Here is a 24,873-nt window from a genome sequence, read left to right on the forward strand (position 1 = left end):
CCGCAGCCTCAGGCCTCCGGCCAGCCGGCCGCGTCACGGCCGGCGGCAATCGCCGCCACGATGGCGCGACGGGCCCGGGCGCGGCGCAGCAGATTGCTCACCTCGCCTTCCCGGTCCAGCCATTCCAGGAAGCGGCGCAGGGCCAGCATCACGGCGCCCGCATCGACGCACTGGGCCAGCAGGACAACCTGGGTCTGCATCACATCCTCGGCCGCAAACACCCCGAATTCCGACGCCACCGCCACCGCATTGCTGGTGCCAAGGAGGCGCAGGGCCTGGGACTCGGTCACGCCCCGGTGGCAAGCAAGCAGGTGGATCGGGCCAATGGCATCCTCGGCCTTGAGCAGCCCGGCGCACAGGTGGTCGGTATAGAAGGGCTGACCGACCCGCTCCCGCGCTGCGGCCACCCCGAGGGCGGCGGGGATGGCGTCCACCCGCAGCAGCAGGCGGGCCGATGCCAGCCCCTGGGGCGCCAGGGTGTACAGCACACCCTGTTCGGTGGGGGTGCCATCAAGGGCATCCACGAGGGCCGAACGCATGGCTGCGGCGCGACCGGGCAGATCGAGCCGCGCCCAATCGAGGGCCGTGCCCTGATCCACGCGGCGGCCGGTGGGGCGCGCACCGCGCTTGGCCAGCTCGACGAAACGCTGCAGCAGCAGGCGCACCGCGGCATCGAACAGCCCCTCCCGGTCCTGTACCCGGGCATGGATAAGACGCCGCCGGGTGACATAGGCCTGGAAAACCCGGTCCCGCTCGGCCGATGGGTCGATCAGGGGGTCCAGGGCGATCACCGATACCACGTCACGGCGCCGGGCCAGGGCCTCCTGCAGCTCGGCGTGGCAGATGCCAATGCTGCTGTCGGCCTCGGCACTGCCCGCTTCGCCGGAGTACAGCACCAGCACCACGTCGGCCCGGCTGATTTCGTCGAGGGAGCCTTCGAGGATGGTGCGACCGGCCGGGGCCGGGTCGTCTTCATGGATCCACACCTCGAAGGGCTGATGCCCGCCGATGCGAATGCCCTCCACATGGGCCTTGAGGGCCAGGCGCAGCTCGGTCAGAGTGGTATCGCCGAACACGCGGGTCGCGGCACGGCTGGAGAACATCACACGGAGACGGGGGATATCGGCCATCGGAGTTTCCCGGAACAGACAGCGGAGGCGCCCACGATACCACTCTGCCATCCGCCAGCGCCGGCCGGCACCCGTTGGCTAGGGCGGTGGCAGGTCTATGCCCCGGGCGCCCAGCCAGGCCCGGTCGAGTTCCCACTTGACGCCCTTGATGCCGGGCTGGGCTTCGACGATGGCGCGCGCCTCGGACTGGCGGGCGGCGAGGGTCTGCTGGGCTTCCACGAAGGCCGGGTTGTTGGCATTGCTTACGTCAATGCCGGGGTAGAGGACCGCGATCACCAGGATCCACTGCCAGGTCTTGATCTGCCTGAAGCTCATGGGCGCTCTCGCGAAGTCAAAGGAGCGGCGGCCGGATTCCGGAACCACACCCGTGCCGAGAAGGGATCGACGATGAGCGCACCACCGGCAAAGAAGGATGCCCCCAGCTGGGCCGCCGGCTGCGGCCAGGTGCCGATGCCGCCGCACACCCGCGCCGCGGGCGGTGTGCGCTTGACGAACAGGGTCACGCCGGGCTCGCTGCGCACCACGCGCCCCGACGGCCCGATGAAATCCAGCGCCGTGCCCGACGGCAGCTGCCAGGCATCCACCGCCTCGCTCACGCCAGGCTGGCAGGTGGTGAGCTGAAGGGCGATCTCCGGTCGCGCCTGAAGGCGCACGCCGGCCTTCTGCAGGGCGTCGAAGAGGGCCACGTTGATATTCACCGACAGGGGCTGGGCACTGTCGTCATACCCGGTATCGAGCTGAGCCACCGCCACCACCGGGCCGATGCGTACCGGCACCGCCGGCACGTTGGGGCAGGCCGGGCTTCCGGCCCGCGGGCAGGTGAGGCGGCCCGGCCCGTCGGCGTAGTAGTCCCGGGTGCTGAGGGCCGAAAAACCCGCCGCGCTCAGGGCTTCATCCGTACAGAAACGGCCCTGCCCGGCCCGGTGGAGGCGCCCTTGCGGGTAATCCAGGGTGTAGATGTGGGAGGCCAGGAAGTCGGTGCCGATGATGCCCGCCTGGGGCACGCTACCACGCAGCCCGCTCACACCCCCCGCCGGCAGACGCACCTGCCCCCAGCTGCCAAAAAAGTTGAAGTCATCGTAGGTGTCGCTCTGCCCGGGCTGCGGGCGCGGCTTGAGCGGGCCAAAAAAGGCATCGGGCACCACGGTGCTGAAGGTGGCGCCGAAATCCAGCACAAAGTAGCCCTGCCGCCCGGCAAGGGTCACCAGGGCGTAGGGCATCTGGCTGGAGACCACCAGGGGCTGGGCCTCACCGAAACACGCCGGCAGGGCTTCGGCGCCCTCGGCAGCGAAAGGCACGGCCAGCACGGCAAGGGCACGGAGTCCGTTCAGGAAGCGCCGAAACGCCCGTTTGATCTTCATTTCATACCCGGATAAGATTTGGCGCCCATTGTCACATTTTGTTTCCTGACACCATCAGCCCTCCCGAACGCCTGCTTCAGGCCGTGATCGCAAGGATGAAGACCCCTCGTATCGCCTCAGTCCTGCTCCTGGCGCCCGCCCTCGCCGCGGCGGAGACCCTCCCCCGGAACGGCGCCCCCCTTGAGAACCTGCCCCTGGCCGGCTTCGTGGAGGTCACCAGCCTGGAGCAGCTGGGCAATCTGGTGGTGACGGACACCAAGCTGGAACAGTCGGCCGATACCGTCACCCAGCGCATTGTCGTCCTGCGCAACGAGGAAATCGAGCACCTCCCCAGCCCCAACCGCAACCTGGCCGAGCTGATGCGCCACACCTCGGGCCAGTTCGTGAATGTGCTGTCGCGCAACGATGCCAACTGGGGCTCCTACGCCGGGCTGGGGCCCAAGTACAACAGCTACCTGCTCGACGGCCTGCCCATCGACGCCTTCGTGGATGCCATGAGCCTGGACAGCGCCGCCATCGAGCGCGTCGAGGTACACAAGGGGCCGGCCTCGGTGCTGTACTCCAACTACCTGTCCATGGACTTCGTGGGCAACCAGACGCCCCTCGCCGGCACCACCAATTTCGTCCTCAAGAACCGCATCGACACGCCCCTGACCCGCTTCAGTGCCGGCGCCGGTGCCTGGGGCAGCTACCGCGGCAGCGCCTACACCCAGGGCAACGCCGGCCAGCTCGGCTACATCCTCAGCGCCGGCCATGAGCGCGCCGACTACACGCCCTACGGCATGCCCGGCTCCTGGCTGCAGGCCACCCAGTCACCGCACTACGAGAAGGACAAGTTCTTCCTCAAGCTCAACTACGCCCTCGACCGGCCGGACCACACCCTGTCCCTGTACTACCAGCGCACCGCCCACCAGGGCAACATGGGCCGCCCCAACCGGGATTTCGAGCACCACTACGACACCCTCAACTTCGCCTACAACAACGCCTTCGCCACCGACTGGCACCTCCAGTTCAAGTACGGCGAACGGCGCTATGACCGCAACTTCGCCAACGACGCCTACCCCGCCAGCCTGGCCCTGGTGAACCACGAAGCCACCCGCCAGACCATCCGCCCCGCCGACCTGACCCTCAGCCACCGCCACGGCCAGGGCGCCCTGCTGACCCTGGGGGTGGATGCCCAGTGGGTGGACTACGAAACCGACGTGCGCAGCCCGGCCGGCGGCGTATCCGCCGAGAACCGCGCCCAGGCCCGCTCCACCGGCTATTTCATCCAGGAGAAGCTGCAGCTCGATCAATGGATCCTGCGCGGCGGGCTCCGGCGCAATACCCTCCAGCACGACTACGCCCGCCTCGGCGGCAACATCCCGGCCACCAACGCCGCCAGCTGGAGCAAGAACCTGTGGAGCCTGGGCACCCGCTACAACCTGTCCCCCGGGCTGGCCTTCTACGCCAATGCCGGCTCCAGCTTCATGGCCCCGGCGGCCAAGCAGATCGGCGGCACGGTCTCGTCGCCGGTCACCAGCGGCGAGTTGCCCAACCCCGGCCTGAAGCCCGAGAGCGGCATCGGCCGCGACCTGGGTATGGCCTGGCAGCCCAGCCGGGAGCTGACCGTCGACCTGCGCGGCTTCCTCAACACCCTCGGCGACGCCATCGTCACCAACATCGTCAGTGCCGCCCCGTCCCAGGTCCGCTCCGAGAACGCCGGCAGCGCCCGGGCCATGGGCTTCGAGCTGGACGCCCGCTACACCCCGTCGGCCCACTTCAGCCTGTTCGCCAACCTGACCCGCACCCACACCCGGGTCAAGGACCCGAGCAATACCGACCACAACGGCACCGAGATCCCCTTCGCCCCGGCCGAGCTGGCCAACGCCGGCCTGTCCTTCCGCCTGCCCGGTGACATCCACGCCGCGGCCTACTACCACTGGGTCGGGCGCTACTACGACAGCACCTCCCGGAGCGGCCGCCAGGGCTTTGGCCACTTCGGGCTGGTGAACGCCCGACTGTACAAGGATCTGATCCACAATGCCCGGCACGAGGTCCGTCTGACCCTGGATCTGAACAACCTCACCGACCGGCAATACCGCATGCCCTTCGATTTTCGCGACCCGGGCTTCAACGCCTTCGTCGGCGTGGATCTCCGCTATTGAGCGGCCCCATGCCCCTGTTCCGATGAAGCGCCGCGCGCCGCGCCTGCCCCTCCTGCTCCGCTGCATTCTCGCCGTGCTGGCCACAGCCAGCCTGTCCCCGGCCCACGCCGCCCCGGGCGAGCTCGAGGCCAAGATCAAGGCCGCCTACGTCTTTCACATCATCAAGTTCGTCGACTGGCCCAGCCTGCCCGCCGACGCCCTGCAGCTGTGCGTGGCCGGCAACGACGGGGTCACCCAGCTGCTGGTGGATCTGGCCGGCAAGCAGGTCAAGGACCGCCCCCTGAAGATCGACAGCGACGGCAGTTTCGAGCCGGCCCAGTGCCAGGTGCTCTACGTGGGCCGCCCCGAAAAGCGCTGGGCCGAACTGCAGGCCCGCCTGCGCGGCCAGGCCGTGCTGACGGTCAGCGACCAGGACGGCTTTGCCCGCGGCGGCGGCATCGTCGGGCTCTACCCCGAGGGCGGCAAGATCAAGCTCGAGATCAACCCCGATGCAGCCCGCAGTGCCAATCTGCGGATCAGCGCCAAGCTCCTCGAGCTGGCCCGCACCGTGCCCTGACCACGGAGCCCGAAGCCCATGCGCGCACTGTTCTACGGCATGCAGATCAAGACCAAGCTGGTGATGATCATCGTCATCACCAGCCTCGCCGCCGTGCTGCTCCAGGCCACCGGCTTCATCATCTACGAGCGGATGCGCGTCAAGGACGAGCTGGTGCGCGACCTGTCCTCCCTCGCCCGCATCGTGGCCGACCGCAGCACCGCCGCCTTGATCTTCAACGACGACAAGGTCGCCATCGAAACCCTGGGGGCCCTGAAGGTAAGACGGCCGGTCACCGCCGCCTGCCTCTACGACGCCGAAGGCCGGGTGTTTGCCCTCTACGACAGCGGCGAGGAGCGGCCCTTCACCTTTCCCGCCCTGCGCGGCACCGAGAGCCGGGCCGACATCGACGACGGCTACCTGACCCTCAGCGAGCCGGTGATGGAAGGCGGCGTGCCCATCGGCACCGTGTACATCCGCGCCAGCCTGCGCGAGCTGGACCTGCTGTGGCGCAACTATCTGCTCTTCGCCGGCCTGATCGCCGCGGCCACCGCAGCGCTGACCCTGCTGGTGGCCACCCGCTGGCAGCGCATCGTCTCCGGCCCCATCGAGCGCCTGACCCGCACCATGCAGACGATCTCCCGCAGCAAGGACTACAGCGTCCGCGCCGGCGCCGAGGACAAGGACGAGATCGGCACCCTGGTGGCCGTCTTCAACGACATGCTGGCGACCATCGAGGAGCGCAACCACGCCCTGCTCACCACCAACCAGCGCCTGTCCGACAACGAAAGCGAGCTCAAGGCCATCAACGAAGGCCTGGAGCAGCGGGTGGCCGAACGCACCGCCGAACTGCAGGCCCTGTTCGACTCGGCCAGCGTCGGCATCGTGCTGCTGCGCGACGGCCTGATCGTGCGCAACAACCGGCGCCTGGACGAGCTCTTCGGCTACGCCCCCGGGGAGCAGCTCGGGCAGCCGGCCCGCATCTGGCTGGCCGACCCCGACACCGCGCTCAGCGACGCCCAGGGTGACGGCGCCGAGCGCCTGGCCCGGGGCGAAACCCTGCGCCGGGACATGCCTGTGCAGGCCCGGGATGGCCACCGCTTCTGGGTGCGCCTGTCGCAGCGGGTGGTGGACCCGGCCGACCCGGCCAGCGGCATGGTCGGGGTGATCGAGGACATCACCGCCGAAAGGGACGCGCTGGAGGAGATGATCCACGCCAAAACCCTTGCCGAGGAAGCCTCGCGCATGAAGTCGGATTTTCTGGCCACCATGAGCCACGAGATCCGCACCCCGATGAACGCCATCATCGGCATGCTCTACCTGGCCCTCAACGCCGAGCTCAGCCCCAGCCTGCACAACTACCTGTCCAAGGCCCAGGGCGCGGCCCACTCCCTGCTCGGCATCATCAACGACATCCTGGACTTCTCGAAGATCGAAGCCGGCAAGCTGGAGGTCGAGTCCATCGAGTTCGGCCTCGACAGCGTGCTCGAGCAGCTCAAGGACTCCATCGGCCTGCAGGCCGAGCAGAAGGGCATCGAATTCCTGATCCGCTACGACGTGACCCTGCCGCCGGTGCTGGTGGGCGACCCCCTGCGCCTTGGCCAGATCATGCTCAACCTGTGCAGCAACGCCATCAAGTTCACCGAGAGGGGCGAGGTGGAGCTGGCCTTCCACAGCCTGTCCAGCACCGACGACGAGTTGATGCTGCACTTCTCGGTGCGCGACACCGGCATGGGCATGGCGCCGGAGCTGGTCCAGCGCCTGTTCCAGAAATTCACCCAGGCCGACCAGACCACCACCCGTCGCTTCGGTGGCACCGGGCTGGGCCTGGCCATCAGCAGGCACCTGGCCGAGCTGATGGGCGGCCGCTTGTGGATAGAGGAGTCCTGCCCCGGCCGAGGCACCACCGTGTGCTGCACGGTGCGCCTGCAGATCGCCCGGGACGCCCGCACCGACCGGCGCGAGCGGGTCGAGCAGGCCAGCCCCCTGCTGCGCGACATCCGCATCCTGGTGGTGGACGACAACGAGGTGTCCCGCGAGATCCTCGCCGAGATGCTGCGCTTCTTCCACCTCGACGTCGCCGTCGCCTCCAACGGCGCCAGCGCCATGGGCATGCTCCAGGACACCGGCGGCAGCCCCTTCGACATCGTGCTGATGGACTGGCGCATGCCCCCCATGAACGGTGACGAGGTGACCCGGCGCATCCACGCCAATCCGGCCATCCAGCCCAAGCCGAAGGTCATCATGGTGACCGCCTACGGCCGCGAGGACGTCATCCGGGCCGCCGAGCAGGCGGGCGTCGCCGGCTTCCTGGTCAAGCCGGTATCCCCGTCCATCCTCCTCGACACCCTGCTCACCAGCCTGGGCCGTGGCCGCCTTTTCGAGGAACAGTCCGGCGACACGCCGCGCAACGGCATCTGCGACTTCCGCGGCGCCCGCCTGCTGCTGGTGGAGGACAACGAGATCAACCGCGAATTCGCCACCGAGCTCCTGCACCGCATGAACACCCAGGTGGATTGCGCCGTGAACGGCCAGGAAGCCCTGGCCCTGGTCCAGGCGCGCAACTACGACGCGGTGCTGATGGACATCCACATGCCGGGCATGGACGGCCTGGAGGCCAGCCGGCGCATCCGCGCCCTCGGCGAACGGGCCAGCGGCGAGCGCTTCCGCACCCTCCCGATCATCGCCATGACCGCCCTGGCCATGGCTCGGGACGAGCAGCAGAGTCTCGCCGCCGGCATGAACGACCACATCACCAAACCCGTCTCCCCCGAACGCCTGCAGGCGGCCCTGGCGCGCTGGCTGCACATCCCCGTCGGCCCGGCCGCCCCCGGCCGCCACCAGGCCGCCCTGCCCGACGACCTGCGTCGCCTGGAGAGCCTGGACAGTGCCCAGGGCGTGCACCGCATCGGTGGCGACAGCGAGGCCTACCGCAAGCAGCTGCGACGCTTCCGGACCCGCTACGACGACGCCCCCGCCCGGCTCGCCGCCCTGATTGCCGAAGGCGCCCTGCAGCGGGCCGAGGAGTACTGCCACGCCCTCAAGGGCGTGTGTGGCAATATCGGGGCCGATGGGCTGTTTGCCTGCATCACCGAGATCGATGGCGAGCTCAAGCAGAGCAGCCCGCCCGCTGCCGAGGCCCTGGCCCGGATGGGCGCCCTGCTGGAGCAGGTGATGAAGGATATCGACAGCCTGGCGGCCCCTCCGGGGGCGGAGCCAGGCGCTACGGCAGCGCTCAGCAACAGTGAGATCGCCCTGCGGGTGAGCCGCCTGCAGGCCCTGCTGGAGACCGACCTCGGCGCCGCCCAGGCCACCCTGGCCGAGCTGCGCAGCGGCGTCGGCGACAGCCTGCTGCAAGACCTGATCCGGGACGTGGCCGAAAAAATCGATCTGTTCGAGATCGATGAAGCCCTGACCCTGCTGAATGACCTGAACACGCAACTGGTCGGACGAACATGAGCGACACCCCTACACCGGACAAGGCCAAACCACGCATTCTCGTTGTCGACGACGTCAGCGAGAACCTGCACATCCTGGTTGGCATCCTGCGCAACGACTTCGCGGTCATCGTCGCCACCAACGGCCCCAAGGCCCTGGAGCTGGCCACCCGACAGCCGGCCCCCGACCTGATCCTGCTCGACATCCGCATGCCCGGCATGGACGGCTACGAGGTGCTGCACCGGCTCAAGTCCGACCCGGCCACCGCCGACATCCCGGTGATCTTCGTCACCGCCCTGGCCGAGACCGCCGACGAAGCCGTCGGCCTGCGCCTGGGCGCCGCCGACTATGTGACCAAGCCCATCAACCCCGAGCTGCTGCTGCTGCGCGTCAGCAACCAGCTCGAGCTGCGCCGCCACCGCCGCCGCAGCGCCGCCGGGGTGGGCAGCCAGGCCCTGCTGCGCCAGGACAAGCCGGCCCTGCTGCTGGTGGATGACATCCCCGAAAACCTCCACGGCCTGGCCACCGCCCTGCAGGACGAATACCGCATCATGGTGGCCGCCAACGGCCCCAAGGCCCTGGAGCTGGTGACCGGCCCCCACCCCCCCGATCTGGTGCTGCTCGACATCATCATGCCGGAGATGGACGGCTACGAAGTGTGCCGACGCATCAAGGCCAGCCCGGAGGGCAGCCGCATCCCGGTGATGTTCGTGACCGTGGTGGACAGCGTGGTGGACAAGGTCCAGGGCTTTGCCATCGGCGCCGCCGACTACATCACCAAACCCTTCGACATCGACGAGGTGCGCGCCCGGGTGCGCACCCACCTGGACCTGATCCGCCTGCAGCGCTCCCTCGAAGACCTGGTGGACGCCCGCATGGCGTCCCTGCAGGAGGCCAACGACGCCCTCGCGGAGAGCAAGGAGAAGTACCGCATCCTGGCCGAGTACTCCCCCAACTGGGAATACTGGGTCGACCCCCACGGCTTCTACCTCTACATCTCCCCGGCCTGCCTGGAGGTGTCGGGCTACGGCCCGGTGGACTTCATCGGCGACCCGGACCTGATGCGCAAGATCATCCACCCGGAAGACCTGCCCATCTGGCTCGGCCACGACGAAAAGGTGGTCACCCCCGGCGGCCACCGCCTCACCCCCTTCCGCATCATTGCCCGGGACGGCTCGGAGCGCTGGATCGAGCACGTCTGCCAGCCGGTGATCGACGTACGCGGCCGCTTCCTGGGCACCCGCGGCACCAACCGGGACATCACCGAACGGGTGATGGCCGAAGAGCAGCTGCACCTGGCCGCCACCGTCTTCGCCAACACCTCCGAGGCGGTGATGATCACCGACGCCGACAACCGGGTGCTCACCATCAACCCGGCCTTCAGCGAGATCACCGGCTACACCCAGGACGAGATGGCCGGCCGCGAGCCCCGCCTGCTCCAGTGCGACCAGCTCGACGACGACTCCTACCGCAACCTGTGGGCCTCCGTGGAGGCCAGCGGCCGCTGGCAGGGCGAAGTCTGCAGCCGGCGCGCCGACGGCAGCGACTTCATCGCCTGGATCACCGTCAGCACCGTTTTCCGCGACGACGCGGCGGTGCACCGCCGCGTCATCCTGTTCTCGGACATCACCGAGAAAAAGAAGGCCGACAACCTGATCTGGACCCAGGCCAACTACGACCACCTCACCCAGCTGCCCAACCGGCGCCTCTTCAACGACCGCCTGGAGCGGGAGATCAAGAAGGCCCAGCGCGACGAGACCGTGATCGGCCTGCTCCTCATCGATCTGGACCGCTTCAAGGAGGTGAATGAAACCCAGGGCCACGAAACCGGCGACCTGCTCCTCGTCGAGGCCGCCAGCCGCATCCGCCAGAGCGTGCGCGACTACGACACGGTGGCGCGCCTGGGCGGCGACGAGTTCATGGTGATCCTGTCCGAGCTGCAGGGCGGCACCGACATCGGGCGCATCGCCCAGGACGTCATCGAGCGCCTGTCGGCACCCTTCGCCCTCAACGGCAACGAGCACTTCGTCTCGGCCAGCATCGGCATCGCCCTCTACCCCGCCGACGGCACCGGCATCAGTGAGCTCATCAAGCACGCCGACCAGGCCATGTACCTGGCCAAGGACGCCGGCCGCGGCTGCTTCCGCTTCTTCACCCGGGCCCTGCAGGAGAGCGCCGAACAGCGCGTGCGCCTGGCCGGCGAACTGCGCCGGGCCCTGGAAGGCGGGCAGATGGAGGTGTATTACCAGCCCATCGTCGAGCTCGACAGCGGCCGCATCATCAAGGCCGAGGCGCTGATCCGCTGGAAGCACCCCATCCAGGGCTTCGTCAGCCCGGCCACCTTCATCCCCATCGCCGAAGACACCGGCATCATCCACGAGCTGGGCGAATGGGTGTTCGAGCAGGTCCTCGGCCAGACCCTGCGCTGGCGCCGCACCCTCGGCACCGACTTCCAGGTCAGCATCAACATCTCCCCGGTACAGTTCAATCCCGGCGAGCAGACCTTCCGGCGCTGGATCGACACCCTGCAGTCCGCCGGCCTGCCCGGCAGCAACCTGGTCATCGAGATCACCGAAGGCCTGCTGATGGGCACCGACCCGGGCATCCGCGACACCCTGCTGCACTTCCGCGACGCCGGCATCGGCGTGGCCATCGACGATTTCGGCACCGGCTACTCGTCCCTCTCCTATCTCAAGAAGTTCGACATCGACATCCTCAAGATCGACCAGTCCTTCACCCGCAACCTGGCCCCCGACAGCGCCGACTTCGCCCTCTGCGAGGCCATCGTCGTGATGGCCCACAAGCTCGGCCTGAAGGTGGTGGCCGAAGGGGTCGAGACCGAACTGCAGCGTGAGCTGCTGCGCCAGATCGGTTGCGACTACGCCCAGGGCTTCCTGTTCTCCCGGGCGGTGCCAGCAAGCGAGTTTGAAACCCTGCGCCTGGGCAACAGTCCGAGCGGGTATCACAGCCTCCCGGAAAGCCTGTCATGAGCGACACCCCCAACCTCGCCGACCTGCGCAAATCCTACGAGCGCGGCAGCCTCGACGTGGACGACGTGGCCACCGACCCCCTGGCCCAGTTCGGCAGCTGGCTCAGCGAAGCCCTGGCCCAGCAGCTCCCCGAACCCAACGCCATGACCGTCGCCACCGTCGGCCCCGATGGCCGTCCGTCCACCCGGGTCGTGCTCATCAAGGGCTACGACGCCCGCGGCATCGTCTGGTACACCAACTACGCCAGCCGCAAGGGCCACGAACTCGATGCCCACCCCTTCGCCGCCCTGCAGTTTCACTGGGTCGAGCTGGAGCGGGTGGTGCGCATCGAAGGCCGGGTGGAGAAGGTCTCGGCCGAGGAATCCGACGCCTACTTCGCCAGCCGCCCCCTCACCCACCGCATCGGCGCCTGGGCCTCGGAGCAAAGCCAGCCCATCCCCGGCCGCGGCACCATCGTCGCCCGCGCCGCCGAATACGGCCTGCGCTTCGGCCTCAACCCGCCCCGCCCGCCCCACTGGGGCGGCTACCGGCTGGTGCCCGACTACTGGGAATTCTGGCAGGGCCGCAGCTCACGCCTGCACGACCGCATCACCTACCGGCCCGCCGACGACGGCAGCTGGACGCGGCAGCGCCTGGCGCCCTGAGCCCACGATCCGGCCGGGGGCCGGCTTCGTTGGTACAATCGGCGCCGTCTTCCCCACCCGCTCGATGCCGGCAGCAAGCGATCACGTGCACTGCGCGCAAGGCATCGGGCGACGGCGAGTGCCTGGAAACGGGGGCTTGCCTACTGCTCAAAGGTTCCTGGTGCAGCCCTCTTCCCGCGTCGCTCCCGCCCTCCTTTCCCTCGCCAGCCTGGGCCTGGCACTCGCCGGGCCCGCAGCGGCGGCCGAGCTCCCCGCCACGACGGCAGCCGTCCTGGCGGGCGGCTGCGTCAATTGCCACGGCCCGGATGGCCGCGCCCAAGGTGCCATCCCGCCCATCGGCGGGCTGGACGAGGGCTACCTGCGCGCCCGCCTGCTGGCGTTTCGCGACGGCCGTGACGCCCCGGGCAGCGTCATGACGCGCCTGATGAAAGGCCATGACACCGACCAGATCGAGGCGCTGGCGAAGTGGTTTGCCCGGGGTGGAACGCGATGAGCGGACTATCACGCAGGCAGATGCTGGGCAGCCTGGCGGCAGGTGGCGCGGCCCTGGCGCTGCCCGCCATCGTGCGGGCGGGCGCCGGGTCGGCCCGGGTGGTGATCGTCGGCGGTGGCTTCGGCGGCGCCACGGCGGCCCGCTACCTGAAACGGCATGCGCCGCAGCTGCAGGTCACGCTGGTCGAACCCGCCCCGCGCTTTCACACCTGCCCCTTCTCGAATCTCTACCTGGCCGGCCTGCGCAGCTGGGACAGCCTCGGCCATGGTTTCGAAGGCCTGCGTGCCGCGGGGGTCGAGGTCATCCACGCCCGGGCCGAGGACGTGGACGCCCGCCGGCGCAACGTCCGCCTGTCCACGGGGCAGACCCTGGGCTGGGACCGGCTGGTGCTGTCGCCCGGTGTGGACATGCGCTGGGATGCCCTGGCGGGCTACGACGAGGCCGCCTCGCAGCTCGCCCCCCATGCCTGGAAGGCCGGCCCCCAGACCCAGCTCCTGCGCCGGCAGATGGAGGCGATGGAAGATGGCGGCAGCTTCGTCATGGTCATCCCGGACAACCCCTTCCGCTGCCCCCCGGGGCCCTACGAGCGGGCGGCGATGGTGGCCCACTACTTCAAGCGGCACAAACCCCGCTCCAAGATCCTCCTCCTCGACGCCAAGGACAACTTTTCCAAGAAGGGGCTGTTCCAGCAGGGCTGGAAGGCACTTTACGGCGACATGATCGAGTGGGTCGGGCTGGCCGACGATGGCCGGGTGACCCGGGTGGATGCGGGCACGCTGACGGTGGAAACCGCCTTTGGCCAGATTCACAAGGCGGCCGTGCTCAACGTGATTCCGCCCCAGAAGGCCGGCTTGATTGCCGAGCGCGCCGGCGTGGTGGATGCCAGCGGCTGGGTACCGGTGAAGGCCGAGAACTTCGAGACCCGGCAGGTGGCCGGCATCTACGCCCTGGGTGACGCCACGCTGGCCGCCCCCATGCCCAAGTCGGCCTTCGTCGCCAACACCCAGGCCAAGCTGGCCGCGGCAACCATCGCCGCCGACCTGCTCGGCCAGGCGCCGCCAGCGGCCTTGTTCACCAACACCTGCTACAGCCTGATCGGCCCCGACTACGGCATCTCGGTAGCCGGGGTATACGGGGCCGCGGAGGGCCGGATCGTCGAGCGGCCAGGCTCCGGCGGCGTCAGCCCCGGCACTGCGGACGCGGCCTTCCGGGCGGCCGAAGCGGCCCACGGCGCGAGCTGGTACGCCGCGATCTGCGCCGACATCTGGGGCGCCGGGTGATGACGCTGCTGGGTGCTGGCCTTGCTCTCGGTTGCGGGTTCGGCGTTGCCGCGCGTCTGGGCGACTTCTGCCTGCTTCGGGGCCTCCGGCAGGCCCGCGAGCGTCACACCGATGCCCGGGCACTACGCGCCTGGGCCCTGGCGCTGGCCGTAGCCATCGCCGCCACCCAGGGGCTGGCCTGGCTGCAACAGATCGAGCCGGCCCGGGCCCAGGTCGTCCGCAGCACCTTCGCCCTTCCGGCGGTGCTCGCCGGTGGAGCCCTGTTCGGCTTCGGCATGGTGCTGGCGCGCAGCTGTGGTGCCCGCGCCCTGGTGCTGCTGGCCGGCGGCAACCTGCGCGCCCTGGTCGTGCTGGTCAGCCTCGGCCTGGCGGCCCAGGCCACCCTGACGGGCGTCCTCGCGCCCCTGCGCCAGGCGCTCCAGGGCTTCGGGCAGGTACAACTGGCCGCCGGCACCCTGCCGGAGCAGCTCCGGCAGGCGGGGATCGGGGACACGCCGGCGACGCTGCTCGCGGTATTGCCCCTGGTCGCCATGCTGCTGTGGTTCGCGCTGCACCGCCCGGGCCTGCGCCGGGCCCCGCGGGAGGCCCTGGCCGCGGTCCTGATCGGCGCGCTGGTGGCGCTGGGCTGGTGGGTCAGCACCCATGTGGAGGTGGATCCCTTCGACCCGGCGGCCCCCACCTCCCTGAGCTTCATCGGCCCGGTGGCGGAGAGCTTTCTTTACCTGCAGCTGGCCGTGGGGCGGGCCCTGGGCCTGGGGCCGGCGATCGTGCTGGGCACGCTGGCCGGCGCCGGCTGCGTGGCGCTGGCAACGCGATCCTTTCAACTGACCGGCTTCGACAGCCCCGGGCGTCTCCTGGCGTCCATTGTCGGGGGCGGCTTGATGGGCTTTGGTGGCGTGCTGGCGGTGGGTTGCTCCATCGGCCAGGGCCTCTCCGGCCTGTCCACCCTGGCCCTGGCCAGCATCCCGGCCTGTGTCGGGATCGTGCTGGGCTGTCTGCTTGGCCTGACGGCCGAAAACTCGATCCACTCCTTGAGGGGGAACACACCATGAATCGTCGCAACTTCCTGATCACCCCGCCGGCCATGGCCCTCGCCCTGGGCCTGGGCAGCACGCCGCTGCAGTCGGTGGCAGCCCCCGCCATCCTCACGCCCGCCTCGCGCATCCTGCCCCGCGAGGGCAAGCGGCCGCGCATCGTCGTCTGTGGCGGCGGCTGGGGTGGCATGACCGCCGCGCGCTACCTGCGCGAGCTCATCCCCAACTCTGACGTGATCCTGCTGGAGCGCAACCCGACCTTCTGGTCCGGCCCCATGAGCAACAAGTGGCTGATCGACATCGTCAACACCGACTTTGTGAACCACGACATGCAGCGCCCGGCCAACCGCTACGGCTACACCCTGCTGCAGACCGAGGTGATGGGCTTCGAGCGGGACCGCAAGCTGGTGCGCACCGCCCACGGCCTGATCGAGTATGACTTCCTGATTCTCTCCGGCGGCATCCGTAACGCCTACGAAGCCTGGTTCGGCAACGATCAGCGGGCCATCGACCACACCCGCACCCACTTCCCGTCGGCCTACATCCCCAACGCCGAGATGTTCGCCCTCAAGCGCAAGATCCAGGAGTTCAAGGGCGGCACCCTGGTCATGACCCTGCCCCCGCCGCCCCATCGCTGCCCGCCCTCGCCCTACGAGCGGGCCTGTCTGATCGCCTGGCACATCAAGAAGAACCGCATCCCGGGCAAGATCCTGATCCTCGATCCGAAGCCCAAGGTGGCGCCCATCCACATGGGTTACCAGACCGCCTTCCGCGAGCTCTACCCGGACATCATCACCCATGTGCCCAACGCCCGGGTGCAGGAGCTGGACCCGTTCAACAAGCGCATCAAGACCAGCGCCGGCGAGTTCAAGTTCGACGACGCCATCCTGATGCCACCCCACCAGGCCGCCGAGATGGTGTGGCAGGCCGACCTGATCGGCAAGGACGCCAACGGCAAGCCCACCGGCTGGGCCGACATGCACCCGCGCCTGTTCCACGCCCACAGCGATGACAGCGTGTACTTCGTCGGCGATCTGATGGGCGCCATCTCCGACCAGTTCGGCCACTACCCGAAGAGCGGCCACGTGGCCAACTACGTCGGCCGCATCGTGGCGCGCAACATCGCCGAGCGCGTGTCGGGCAAGGAGGTCGTCGCGCGCCTGCCCGACAACCTGTGCTACATGATGGTCAACGCCGAGCCCCAGGAAGAGATCTCGGTCAAGTTCGAGTACGAGGTCGACCCCGCCTCCGGCAAGGTCATCCAGACCCAGATCGATATGGACGTCCGCACCGAAGACCTCGTCAAGGAAGACTTCGCCTGGATCAGGGAGAAGTTCAGCGACTTTCTGGCCATCTGACCGGTGATCCGCACCATGAAACGACGTGATTTCGTGACCGGTGGCGTGGCCCTGGGCGGCGCCCTGGTGCTGCCTGCCGGCCCGGCCCGGGCCCAGTCGAGGCCGGCCCCCGCCAACCCCCTGGCGCCCAACCCGGCCGAGTTCAAGCGGACCATGGCGGAGTTCGTGGGCTCCGCCAGGCCGCTCGAAAGCGGCCTCAAGCTGGAGCTGCCGGTGCTCGCCGACAACCCCGGCGCGGTGCCCGTGCATGTGTGGGTGACCGCCCCCATCAGCGACAGCCATTACTGCAAGGAGCTCATCGTTCTGGCCGAGCTCAACCCCTCGCCCCTGGCCTGCCGCTTCAGCTTTTCGCCGGCCGCGGGCACCGCCGAAGCCGCCGTGCGCCTCCGCCTGAGCCAGAGCCAGACCATCCATGCCCTGGCCCGGATGAGTGACGGCAAGGTCCTCGTCGCCCGCCAGGCCATCACCGTCGCGGCCAGCGGCTGCGGCATGTAAGGAGGTCTCCCGAATGGCAAAACCACCCCGCATCTGGGTCAGCAACGCCAAACCCGCAAGGGGCGAGATCGTGCGCGTGCGGGCCCAGATCGAGCACCAGATGGAAAGCGGCCTGCGCAGCGATGAGGCAGGCAGGTTGCGGCCACGCAACATCGTCAAAAGGTTCGAAGCCCGGCTCGGGCAGAACCTGCTGTTCACCTGGGAACCGGGGATCAGCATCGCCCAGAACCCCTACATCGAATTCACCTTCGCCGCCCGGGAGAGCGGCGAGCTGGTGATGGTGTGGACCGACGAGAAGGACCCGCCCCTCGAAGCACGCAAGACCATCACCCTGTCCTGAAACCGGGCGGTGGGCGGATGCCGCCTGACGCACCGGCCCCGGCTACGCGAAGCAGGCCTTGACCCGATTCAGTCAATCGACTAACTTAAGTCAGTCGATTGACTGAATCCGCCTCCCATGGCGGAGCAAGGCCTCCATGAGCGTTCCTCCCCCGCCCAGCCACACCCCCACCCGCAGCGACGGCACGCTGGCGCGGCAGCGCCTGCTCGAAGCGGCGCTGCAGCTGTTTGCCGACAAGGGCTACCAGAAGACCTCCACCCGCGAGATCGCCGATGCGGCGGGGGTTAACCTGGGCTCCATCAGCTATTACTTCGGCGACAAACCCGGCCTGTACCGGGCGGTGTTCTGCGAGTCCTTCTGCGACGCCACCGCCACACCCGACATCCTGCAGGCGCGGGACTGCCTGCCCGACCCCACCGCCGCGCTCGACCCGGACGCCGCGCTGGCAGGCTTCTTCTTCAACTTCCTGCATCCCCTCAAGCAGGGGGCGCTGATCCGCCTGGTGATGCGCCTGCACTTCCGCGAGCTGGTGGAGCCCAGCGGGGTGATGGGCACCGAGATGGACGACGACCTGGCCGATCTCTTCCGCAACATGAGCCAGCTGATCAGCCGCCACCTCGGCCTGGCCAGCCCCGACACCGACACCCTGCGCCTGACCCACGCCGTGCTCGGCATGGCCATGCACTTCTTCGTCGCCCAGGACCTGGTGGACCAGGTCAGCCCCGAACTGGTCGCCAAACCCGAATCCATCGATGCCCTGGCCGAACGCCTGGCCGCCTGGGCGGCCGGGATGATCGACGCCGAAGCACGCCGCCGCCACACTTCCGGAGGCCCCGCCTGATGCGCCACCTTTACCTTCTCGGCCTGCTCCTGGCCCTGCCCGCCTGCTCCCTGCTGCCCCGGGTCGGCCCCGACTATCAGCCCGCCCCCCTGGCCGCCCCCGCCGGCTGGCACGCGCCCCTGCCCCACAACGGCCAGCTCGGCACCCTCAACGACTGGTGGCGCCAGCTCGACGACCCCGCGTTGTCCAGCCTGATCGACGCCGCCCAGCGGCACAGCGCCACCCTGGCCCAGGCCCGCGCCCGCATCGCCGAGGCCCGCTCCGACGCCGTGCGCGCCGGCGTGGCCGGCATGCCCACCCTCGACGGCAGCCTGGCCGCCAAGCGCGCCGCCTTCACCTTCGGCGCCCCCACCACCTTCCAGACCACCCGCCAGGCCTCGGTGATGGCCAACTGGGAGATCGATCTGTTCGGCGGCATCGCCCGCGACCAGGAGGGCGCCGACGCCCGCCTGGCGGCCACCACGGCGCGCTGGCACGAAGCCCGGGTGTCGGTGGCGGCCGAAACTGCCAACGCCTACCTGCAGCTGCGCTTCCAGGAGCGCCGGGTGGCCCAGGCCGAGGCCGACGCCGCCTCCCGGGCCGAGACCGCGCGCCTGATCGACACCCTGGGCCGCGCCGGCCTGAGCGCCCCGGCCCAGGTCGCCCTGGCCGCCGCCAGCGCCGCCGACGGCGCCGCCGCGCTCACCGAACTGCGCTCGGTGCGGGATCAGCAGATCAAGGCCCTGGTAGCCCTTACCGGCCTCGACGAGCCCGCCCTGCGCGCCCAGCTGAAGAGCGCCGACGGCCGCTTTCCGCGCCCGGCCGCCTTCGCCATCGAGGCCCTGCCCGCCCAGGTGCTCGGCCAGCGCCCCGACGTGGCCGCCGCCGAGCGCGATCTGGCCGCCGCCAGCGCCGCCATCGGTACCGCCCAGGCCGCCCGCTACCCGCGCCTGAGCCTCAGCGGCTTCATCACCCCCCTGCGCCTCAACACCAACGGCGACCGCATGTCGGCCACCACCTGGTCCATCGGCCCGACCCTGTCCATGCCCCTGCTGGATGGCGGCCGCATCGGCGCCCGGGTCGAGGCCGCCGAAGCCGCCTATGTCGCCGCCGAGAGCAGCTACCGCCAGAAGGTCCGGGACGCCGTGGCCGAGGTGGAACAGGCCCTGGTACGCCTGGACGCCGCCACCGCCCGCGAGGCCGACGTGCGCCGCGCCGCCCGGGACTACCGGGCCGCCTTCACCGCCACCGAGGCCCGTCAGCGCGCCGGCTTCGCCAGCCTGATGGAGCTGGAGGATGCCCGCCGCACCCAGCTCGCCGCCGACACCACCCTGGCCGGCTGGGAACAGGAGCGCGTCGCCGCCTGGGTAGCCCTGTACCGGGCCGTCGGCGGTGGCTGGACGACCTCCGCCCCCACCTCTCCCTCCTCTTCCCCCCAAGCCGCCCTCTCCGGAGACGCCCGATGATCGCCGCCCGCCGCACCCTCCTCGCCCTCGCCGGCCTCACCTGCCTGGCCGCCTGCTCCTCCGGCGAGGACGCCCCTGCCACCCCGGCGGCAGCGACCGCCAGCCCGGCCAAACCGGCCCTGACGGTCACCATCGCCACCCCCGAGAGCCGCGACCTGGAGCGCCGGCTGGCTGCCAACGGCAGCATCGCCGCCTGGCAGGAAGCCTCCCTCGGCGCTGAATCCGGCGGCCTGCGCCTGATCGACGTGAAGGTGAACGTCGGCGCCCGGGTGAAGCGTGGGGAGCTGCTGGCCGAGTTCGCCGCCGACATCCCCGCCGCCGACCAGGCCCAGGCCCGCGCCGCCCTGGCCGAAGCCGAGGCCGCCCTGCAGGAGGCCCGCGGCAACGCCGGCCGGGCCCGCAGCGTGGATGGCACTGGCGCCCTCAGCGCCCAGCAGCTCCAGCAATACCTCACGGCCGAGGCGGCCGCCGACGCCCGGGTGAAGGCCGCCCGGGCCAGCCTGGCCGCCGCCGACCTGCGCCTGCGCCACACCAAGGTGCTCGCCAGTGACGACGGGGTGATCTCCTTCCGCGCCCCGGCAGCCACCCTCGGCGCCGTGGTGCCCCAGGGGCAGGAGCTGTTCCGCCTGATCCGCCAGCATCGCCTGGAGTGGCGCGCCGACGTGCCCGCCGCCGAGCTGGCCCGGGTGCACGCCGGCCAGAAGGTGCGCATCACCGCGCCGGGTGGCAGCCAGGTCACCGGCACGGTGCGCACCGTGGCCCCCACCGTGGACGCCCAGACCCGCAACGCGCTGGTGTACGTGGACCTGCCCGCCAGCGCCGGCAATGGCGCCGAGGCGGCCTTCAAGGCCGGCATGTTCGCCCGCGGTGACTTCGCCCTGGGCCAGTCCCGCGGCCTGACCCTGCCGCGCCAGGCTGTGGCCATGCGCGACGGCTTCAACCACGTCTTCCTGGTGGGCGCCGACAACCGCGTCACCCAGGCCAAGGTCGAGGTCGGCTATCGGGATGCGGAGCGGGTCGAGATCCTCTCCGGCATCAAGCCCGACGCCCAGGTGGTGGCCAGCGGCGCCGGCTTCCTCAACGACGGCGATCTCGTCCAGCGTGTGCCGGCGAGCGTCCAGGCCCTCGCCCCGACCACCCGTTGAGCGCGCCATGAATTTCTCCGCCCTCTCCATCCGCAACCCCATCCCGGCGATCCTGCTCTTCGCCCTGCTTACCCTGGCCGGCCTGCTGGCCTTCCGGGGCTCTGGCGTCCAGGATTTCCCGGACATCGAACTGCCGGTAGTCACGGTCAGCGCCAGCCTGCCCGGCGCCGCCCCCGGCACCCTGGAAACCGAGGTCGCCCGCAAGCTGGAAAACAGCATCGCGACCCTGGCCCAGATCAAAAAGATGTACACCACCATCCTCGACGGGGAGGTGACGATCTCCATCGAGTTCGAGCTGGAAAAGAACGCCAACGAGGCCGAGACCGAGGTGCGCGCCGCCGTCAGCCGGGTGCGCTCCGACCTTCCCGCCGACGTGCGCGACCCGGTGGTGGCCAAGATCCTCACCGCCGGCCGGCCCCTGGGGGCGTGGACACTTACCTCCGACAGCCTCGACGAGGAGGCCCTGAGCTGGCTGGTGGATGACACCGTGACCCGCCGCCTGCTGGCGGTGAAGGGCGTCGGCGCCGTCAAGCGCATGGGCGGCCTGACCCGCGAGCTGCGGGTGGAACTGGACGCCGACCGCATGGCCGCCCTGGGGGTCAGCGCCGCCGACGTGTCGCGCCAGCTGCGCAGGGCCCAGCTGGAGGCCCCTGGCGGCCGCGGCGACGTGGGCGGCGGTGAACAGGCCGTGCGCACCATCGCCACCGTGGCCAACGCCCAGGCCCTGGCAGCCATGGACATCCCCCTGCCCGGCGGGCGCAGCGTGCGCCTGGAGCGCATCGCCAGCATCACCGACACCACCGCCGAGCGCCGCTCGGTGGCCCTGCTCGACGGCAAGCCGGTGGTCGGCTTCGAGGTCTCCCGCACCCGGGGGGCGAGCGAAATCACCGTGACGGACGGGGTGGTGAAGGCCGTGGCCGAGCTGCAGGCCGCCCACCCGGAGCTGCGCTTCACCCACGCCTACGACAACGTGGCCGCCGTGCAGGAAAACTTCGACGGCTCCATGCAGCTGCTCTACGAGGGCGCCCTGCTGGCCGTGCTGGTGGTGTGGTGGTTCCTGCGCGACTGGCGCGCCACCCTGGTCGCCGCCCTGGCCCTGCCCCTGTCGGTGATCCCCACCTTCCTGGGCATGGCCTGGTTCGGCTTCACCCTCAACACCGTCACCCTGCTGTCCCTGGCCCTGGTGGTGGGCATCCTGGTGGACGATGCCATCGTCGAGATCGAGAACATCGCCCGCCACCTGCGCATGGGCAAGACGCCCCTGCAGGCCGCCATGGAAGCGGCCGACGAGATCGGCATGGCGGTCATCGCCACCACCTTCGCCCTGGTGGCGGTGTTTCTGCCCACCGCCTTCATGGCCGGCATCGCCGGCAAGTTCTTCAAGCAGTTCGGTTGGACCGCGGTGCTCGCCATCATCGCCTCGCTGGTGGTGGCGCGCCTGCTCACCCCGATGATGGCCGCCTACTTCATGCGCCCGGTGGCCCATGGCGAAGTGCCCGAGGGCCGCATCATGCGCAGCTACATGCGCAGCATGCAGTGGTGCCTGCGCCATCGCTTCCTGACCCTGCTCGGCGCCATCGCCTTCTTTGTCGGCTCGGTGATGCTGATTCCGCTGCTGCCCACCGGCTTTGTGCCCCCGGCCGACCGGGCCCAGACCCTGGTGAACGTGGAGCTGCCCCCGGGCAGCACCCTCAAGGAGACCTGGGCCGCGGCCGAAACGGCCCGTGCCGCCATCGCCGCCATGCCCGACGTGAAGGCGGTGTTCAGCTCCATCGGCGGCGGCGCGGCCGGTGACGGCTTCAACCCGGGCGCCGCGGCCGAAGTGCGCCGGGCGGTGCTCACCGTCACCCTCAGCCATCGCACCGAACGCCATCGCAACCAGCAGGCGGTGGAGGTAGAGATGCGCGAGCGCCTCGGCGTGCTGCCCGGCGTGCGCGTCACCGTCGGCCCGGCGGATTCCGGGGTGAAGATGATCCTGGTGCTGAAGAGCGACGACCCGGCCGCCCTGGGCGTGGCTGCCCAAGCCGCCACCCGCGACCTGCGCACCCTGCAGGGGGTCGGCAACATCACCTCCAGCGCCAGCCTGGTGCGCCCCGAAGTGGTGCTGCGCCCCGACTTCGCCCGCGCCGCCGACCTGGGCGTGACCGCCGACGCCATTGGCGAGACGGTGCGCGTGGCCACCGCCGGCGACTACGACGTGGGCCTCGCCAAGCTCAACCTGGAGCGCCGCCAGGTACCCATCCGGGTGCGCCTGCCCGATGGTGTGCGCGCCGACCTGGACGCCATCGGCCGGCTCACCGTACCCGGCAAGAACGGCCCGGTACAGCTCGCCAACGTGGCCAGCATCGGCATGGACAGCGGCCCGGCCCAGGTGAACCGCCTGGACCGCAGCCGCAACGTGATCCTCGAAGTCGAGCTCGGCCAGCGCGAGCTGGGCGAGGTGTACAACGAGGCCCTGGCCCTGCCGGCCCTGCAGAACCTGCCCCCCGGCGTGCGCCTGGCCGACTCCGGCGACGCCGAGATGATGCAGGAGCTGTTCGGCAGCTTCGGCCTGGCCATGGGCATCGGCGTGCTGTGCATCTACATGGTACTGGTGCTGCTGTTCAAGGGCTTCACCCAGCCGGTGACCATCCTGGCCGCCCTGCCTCTGGCCATCGGCGGCGCCTTCGTGGCCCTGCTGGCCACCCGCAGCAGCTTCTCCATGCCCTCGCTGATCGGCCTGCTGATGCTGATGGGGGTGGTGACCAAGAACTCCATCCTGCTCATCGAGTACGCCATCGAGGCCCGCCGCGGCCGCGGCGGCGTGGAGCTGAACCGCTTCGATGCCCTGGTGGACGCCTGCCGCAAGCGCGCCCGCCCCATCGTCATGACCTCCCTGGCCATGGGCGCCGGCATGCTCCCCATCGCCATGGGCCTGGGTGCCGACCCGAGCTTCCGGGCGCCGATGGCCATTGCGGTGATCGGCGGCCTGATCAGCTCGACCCTGCTCAGCCTGCTGGTGGTGCCCGCGGTATACACCTACGTGGATGACCTGGAAGACCTGCTGGCGCGGGTTTTCCGACGCCAGCAGGGGGGCCGTCAGCAAGCCGCTCGCATTGCCACGGGGAACGAATCGGATTAGCCTAGGTCCGGATAAGAAGAGGCGGCACATCCAGTGCCGTACCCGATAATTTTGCCTTTCACCTGGAGAAACCCATGAGCGAAGCACAAGTCACCAAGGAAAAACTGGTTTCCGATTTCAAGGCCGTCGTGGCCGACACCGAAGAGCTGCTCAAGCTCACCGCCGGCCAGGCCGGCGACAAGGTGGCCGACGTGCGTGGTCGTCTGTCCGAGAAGCTGACCTCCGCCAAGTACAAACTGCAGGACCTGGAAGCCGCCGTGGTTCAAAAGACCAAGGCCGCCGCCCGTGCCACCGACGACTACGTGCATGACAACCCCTGGAAGGCCGTCGGCGTCGCAGCCGGTGTCGGCTTCCTCCTGGGCCTGCTGGTCAACCGTCGCTAAGTGCCTCGCTCCCCCATGAGCGACCCCGCGCCCACGCGCCTCGGCGAGTCCCTCAAGGGGCTCGCCGACTCGGGTCTGGCCACGCTCCAGACCCGGCTCGAACTCTTCTCCGTCGAACTCAAGGAAGAAAAGCTGCGCGCCAGCGGCTTCCTGTTCGATACGGTACTCGCCGCCCTGTTCATCGGTTTCGGCGTGGTCTTCCTGATGGCCTTCCTGACCGTGCTGTTCTGGGACAGCCACCGCCTGCTGGCCCTGGGTCTGGCCACCACCGGCCTGTTCATCGCCGGGGTGTGGGCCGCCACCCGGGCCGCCGGGCGGATGCGCTCCGGTTCGCGCCTGTTTGCCTCCAGCCTGGCCGAGATCGCCCAGGACCGGGAAGCCCTGCGCCCCCGGGAATGAAGCCCGAACTCGTCGAACTGGCCCTGCGCAAGCAGCGCCTGCAGGCCCGCAGCGCCGAGCAGCGCGACGCCCTGATCCATCATGCCCAGGCCTTCACGCCCGTCTTCCGCGGCGTCGACCGGGTGGTGAACGGCGTGCTGTGGGCCCGTGACAACGCCCCCATCCTGTCCGGCCTGGCCATCTTCGTGGTGGTCGCCCGCCCCCGGGCCGCCCTGCGCTGGGTCCGCCGGGGCTGGCTGGGCTGGCAGCTGCTGCGCCGCGCCCGCAACCTGATTCCCTGACCCTTTGCGTACC

The 24,873-nt window shown here is 69.8% G+C and carries 21 protein-coding genes; 18 read left to right on the forward strand and 3 right to left on the reverse strand.

Features of this window, described 5'->3' with window-relative positions; translation table 11 throughout:
• Window positions 1-8: 8 nt before the first annotated feature.
• The 3 genes from L6Q67_RS05750 to L6Q67_RS05760 all read right to left on the reverse strand — a co-directional run bounded on the left by L6Q67_RS05750 (window position 9) and on the right by L6Q67_RS05760 (window position 2,491).
• The gene (locus tag L6Q67_RS05750) at window positions 9-1,130 is read right to left on the reverse strand and encodes a hypothetical protein (RefSeq protein WP_296566621.1); all 1,122 of its coding nucleotides are present in this window, start codon (window positions 1,128-1,130) and stop codon (window positions 9-11) included.
• 78 nt (window positions 1,131-1,208) lie between these two features.
• Window positions 1,209-1,445 (reverse strand): hypothetical protein, encoded by a 237-nt coding sequence (locus L6Q67_RS05755; protein ID WP_296566624.1) that lies wholly within the window; start codon window positions 1,443-1,445, stop codon window positions 1,209-1,211.
• Window positions 1,442-2,491: a hypothetical protein gene (locus L6Q67_RS05760; RefSeq protein WP_296566627.1), complete on the reverse strand. Its 1,050-nt coding sequence runs from the start codon at window positions 2,489-2,491 to the stop codon at window positions 1,442-1,444. The genes L6Q67_RS05755 and L6Q67_RS05760 overlap by 4 nt, the downstream gene beginning before the upstream one ends.
• Window positions 2,492-2,586: 95 nt before the next feature.
• On the opposite strand from L6Q67_RS05760, the gene L6Q67_RS05765 reads away from it, so the two are divergent.
• From L6Q67_RS05765 to L6Q67_RS05850, 18 genes are all read left to right on the forward strand, one after another.
• Window positions 2,587-4,638, forward strand: coding sequence for a TonB-dependent receptor (locus L6Q67_RS05765; RefSeq protein ID WP_296566630.1), 2,052 nt, complete (start codon window positions 2,587-2,589; stop codon window positions 4,636-4,638).
• 22 nt (window positions 4,639-4,660) lie between these two features.
• On the forward strand, window positions 4,661-5,194 hold the full coding sequence (locus L6Q67_RS05770) for a YfiR family protein (protein ID WP_296566632.1): 534 nt from the start codon (window positions 4,661-4,663) through the stop codon (window positions 5,192-5,194).
• A gap of 18 nt (window positions 5,195-5,212) precedes the next feature.
• Window positions 5,213-8,632, forward strand: coding sequence for a response regulator (locus L6Q67_RS05775; protein WP_296566635.1), 3,420 nt, complete (start codon window positions 5,213-5,215; stop codon window positions 8,630-8,632).
• Entirely contained in the window at window positions 8,629-11,601 is a 2,973-nt protein-coding gene (locus L6Q67_RS05780; protein ID WP_296566638.1) for an EAL domain-containing protein, read from the forward strand. Before L6Q67_RS05775 ends, L6Q67_RS05780 begins: the two co-directional genes overlap by 4 nt.
• Entirely contained in the window at window positions 11,598-12,245 is a 648-nt protein-coding gene (gene pdxH / locus L6Q67_RS05785; RefSeq protein WP_296566641.1) for a pyridoxamine 5'-phosphate oxidase, read from the forward strand. Before L6Q67_RS05780 ends, pdxH begins: the two co-directional genes overlap by 4 nt.
• 136 nt (window positions 12,246-12,381) lie before the next feature.
• A complete protein-coding gene (locus L6Q67_RS05790; protein WP_296566643.1) occupies window positions 12,382-12,738 on the forward strand; it encodes a c-type cytochrome in 357 nt (118 codons plus the stop codon).
• Window positions 12,735-14,018 carry an NAD(P)/FAD-dependent oxidoreductase gene (locus tag L6Q67_RS05795; protein ID WP_296566646.1) on the forward strand — a complete coding sequence of 428 codons (1,284 nt, stop codon included), beginning with the start codon at window positions 12,735-12,737 and terminating at the stop codon, window positions 14,016-14,018. Before L6Q67_RS05790 ends, L6Q67_RS05795 begins: the two co-directional genes overlap by 4 nt.
• Window positions 14,018-15,070 carry a YeeE/YedE family protein gene (locus L6Q67_RS05800; RefSeq protein WP_296566648.1) on the forward strand — a complete coding sequence of 351 codons (1,053 nt, stop codon included), beginning with the start codon at window positions 14,018-14,020 and terminating at the stop codon, window positions 15,068-15,070. Before L6Q67_RS05795 ends, L6Q67_RS05800 begins: the two co-directional genes overlap by 1 nt.
• Window positions 15,067-16,410 carry an FAD/NAD(P)-binding oxidoreductase gene (locus tag L6Q67_RS05805; RefSeq protein ID WP_296566651.1) on the forward strand — a complete coding sequence of 448 codons (1,344 nt, stop codon included), beginning with the start codon at window positions 15,067-15,069 and terminating at the stop codon, window positions 16,408-16,410. The genes L6Q67_RS05800 and L6Q67_RS05805 overlap by 4 nt, the downstream gene beginning before the upstream one ends.
• Before the next feature lie 15 nt (window positions 16,411-16,425).
• Window positions 16,426-16,905 carry a thiosulfate oxidation carrier protein SoxY gene (locus tag L6Q67_RS05810; protein WP_296566654.1) on the forward strand — a complete coding sequence of 160 codons (480 nt, stop codon included), beginning with the start codon at window positions 16,426-16,428 and terminating at the stop codon, window positions 16,903-16,905.
• Window positions 16,906-16,918: 13 nt separating this feature from the next.
• Window positions 16,919-17,245, forward strand: a complete 327-nt coding sequence (locus L6Q67_RS05815) for a thiosulfate oxidation carrier complex protein SoxZ (protein WP_296566657.1) — start codon at window positions 16,919-16,921, stop codon at window positions 17,243-17,245.
• 136 nt (window positions 17,246-17,381) lie between these two features.
• On the forward strand, window positions 17,382-18,086 hold the full coding sequence (locus tag L6Q67_RS05820; protein WP_296566659.1) for a CerR family C-terminal domain-containing protein: 705 nt from the start codon (window positions 17,382-17,384) through the stop codon (window positions 18,084-18,086).
• On the forward strand, window positions 18,086-19,531 hold the full coding sequence (locus L6Q67_RS05825) for an efflux transporter outer membrane subunit (protein ID WP_296566661.1): 1,446 nt from the start codon (window positions 18,086-18,088) through the stop codon (window positions 19,529-19,531). The genes L6Q67_RS05820 and L6Q67_RS05825 overlap by 1 nt, the downstream gene beginning before the upstream one ends.
• The gene (locus L6Q67_RS05830) at window positions 19,528-20,676 is read left to right on the forward strand and encodes an efflux RND transporter periplasmic adaptor subunit (protein WP_296566664.1); all 1,149 of its coding nucleotides are present in this window, start codon (window positions 19,528-19,530) and stop codon (window positions 20,674-20,676) included. The genes L6Q67_RS05825 and L6Q67_RS05830 overlap by 4 nt, the downstream gene beginning before the upstream one ends.
• Before the next feature lie 7 nt (window positions 20,677-20,683).
• Window positions 20,684-23,797, forward strand: a complete 3,114-nt coding sequence (locus L6Q67_RS05835) for an efflux RND transporter permease subunit (protein WP_296566666.1) — start codon at window positions 20,684-20,686, stop codon at window positions 23,795-23,797.
• Window positions 23,798-23,871: 74 nt separating this feature from the next.
• Window positions 23,872-24,180: a YqjD family protein gene (locus L6Q67_RS05840; RefSeq protein ID WP_296566668.1), complete on the forward strand. Its 309-nt coding sequence runs from the start codon at window positions 23,872-23,874 to the stop codon at window positions 24,178-24,180.
• A 15-nt stretch (window positions 24,181-24,195) separates the two neighbouring features.
• Window positions 24,196-24,579 (forward strand): phage holin family protein, encoded by a 384-nt coding sequence (locus tag L6Q67_RS05845; RefSeq protein WP_276656428.1) that lies wholly within the window; start codon window positions 24,196-24,198, stop codon window positions 24,577-24,579.
• Complete coding sequence (locus L6Q67_RS05850) at window positions 24,576-24,860, forward strand: YqjK-like family protein (protein WP_296566675.1); 285 nt, start codon at window positions 24,576-24,578, stop codon at window positions 24,858-24,860. Before L6Q67_RS05845 ends, L6Q67_RS05850 begins: the two co-directional genes overlap by 4 nt.
• The last annotated feature ends 13 nt before the right edge of the window (window positions 24,861-24,873 follow it).

Source organism: Zoogloea sp., assembly GCF_023150065.1.
In the GTDB taxonomy this organism is placed as follows: Bacteria; Pseudomonadota; Gammaproteobacteria; order Burkholderiales; family Rhodocyclaceae; genus Zoogloea.

What these genes read in the sequence shown, in the direction of transcription:
- L6Q67_RS05825 (WP_296566661.1), top strand. Translation starts at nt 18,086, where the DNA reads ATGCGCCACCTTTACCTTCTCGGCCTGCTCCTGGCCCTGCCCGCCTGC.
- L6Q67_RS05845 (WP_276656428.1), top strand. Translation starts at nt 24,196, where the DNA reads ATGAGCGACCCCGCGCCCACGCGCCTCGGCGAGTCCCTCAAGGGGCTC.
- L6Q67_RS05830 (WP_296566664.1), top strand. Translation starts at nt 19,528, where the DNA reads ATGATCGCCGCCCGCCGCACCCTCCTCGCCCTCGCCGGCCTCACCTGC.
- pdxH (WP_296566641.1), top strand. Translation starts at nt 11,598, where the DNA reads ATGAGCGACACCCCCAACCTCGCCGACCTGCGCAAATCCTACGAGCGC.
- L6Q67_RS05775 (WP_296566635.1), top strand. Translation starts at nt 5,213, where the DNA reads ATGCGCGCACTGTTCTACGGCATGCAGATCAAGACCAAGCTGGTGATG.
- L6Q67_RS05770 (WP_296566632.1), top strand. Translation starts at nt 4,661, where the DNA reads ATGAAGCGCCGCGCGCCGCGCCTGCCCCTCCTGCTCCGCTGCATTCTC.
- L6Q67_RS05765 (WP_296566630.1), top strand. Translation starts at nt 2,587, where the DNA reads ATGAAGACCCCTCGTATCGCCTCAGTCCTGCTCCTGGCGCCCGCCCTC.
- L6Q67_RS05750 (WP_296566621.1), bottom strand. Translation starts at nt 1,130, where the DNA reads ATGGCCGATATCCCCCGTCTCCGTGTGATGTTCTCCAGCCGTGCCGCG.
- L6Q67_RS05805 (WP_296566651.1), top strand. Translation starts at nt 15,067, where the DNA reads ATGAATCGTCGCAACTTCCTGATCACCCCGCCGGCCATGGCCCTCGCC.
- L6Q67_RS05840 (WP_296566668.1), top strand. Translation starts at nt 23,872, where the DNA reads ATGAGCGAAGCACAAGTCACCAAGGAAAAACTGGTTTCCGATTTCAAG.
- L6Q67_RS05815 (WP_296566657.1), top strand. Translation starts at nt 16,919, where the DNA reads ATGGCAAAACCACCCCGCATCTGGGTCAGCAACGCCAAACCCGCAAGG.
- L6Q67_RS05755 (WP_296566624.1), bottom strand. Translation starts at nt 1,445, where the DNA reads ATGAGCTTCAGGCAGATCAAGACCTGGCAGTGGATCCTGGTGATCGCG.
- L6Q67_RS05760 (WP_296566627.1), bottom strand. Translation starts at nt 2,491, where the DNA reads ATGAAGATCAAACGGGCGTTTCGGCGCTTCCTGAACGGACTCCGTGCC.
- L6Q67_RS05795 (WP_296566646.1), top strand. Translation starts at nt 12,735, where the DNA reads ATGAGCGGACTATCACGCAGGCAGATGCTGGGCAGCCTGGCGGCAGGT.
- L6Q67_RS05820 (WP_296566659.1), top strand. Translation starts at nt 17,382, where the DNA reads ATGAGCGTTCCTCCCCCGCCCAGCCACACCCCCACCCGCAGCGACGGC.
- L6Q67_RS05810 (WP_296566654.1), top strand. Translation starts at nt 16,426, where the DNA reads ATGAAACGACGTGATTTCGTGACCGGTGGCGTGGCCCTGGGCGGCGCC.
- L6Q67_RS05850 (WP_296566675.1), top strand. Translation starts at nt 24,576, where the DNA reads ATGAAGCCCGAACTCGTCGAACTGGCCCTGCGCAAGCAGCGCCTGCAG.
- L6Q67_RS05800 (WP_296566648.1), top strand. Translation starts at nt 14,018, where the DNA reads ATGACGCTGCTGGGTGCTGGCCTTGCTCTCGGTTGCGGGTTCGGCGTT.
- L6Q67_RS05780 (WP_296566638.1), top strand. Translation starts at nt 8,629, where the DNA reads ATGAGCGACACCCCTACACCGGACAAGGCCAAACCACGCATTCTCGTT.
- L6Q67_RS05835 (WP_296566666.1), top strand. Translation starts at nt 20,684, where the DNA reads ATGAATTTCTCCGCCCTCTCCATCCGCAACCCCATCCCGGCGATCCTG.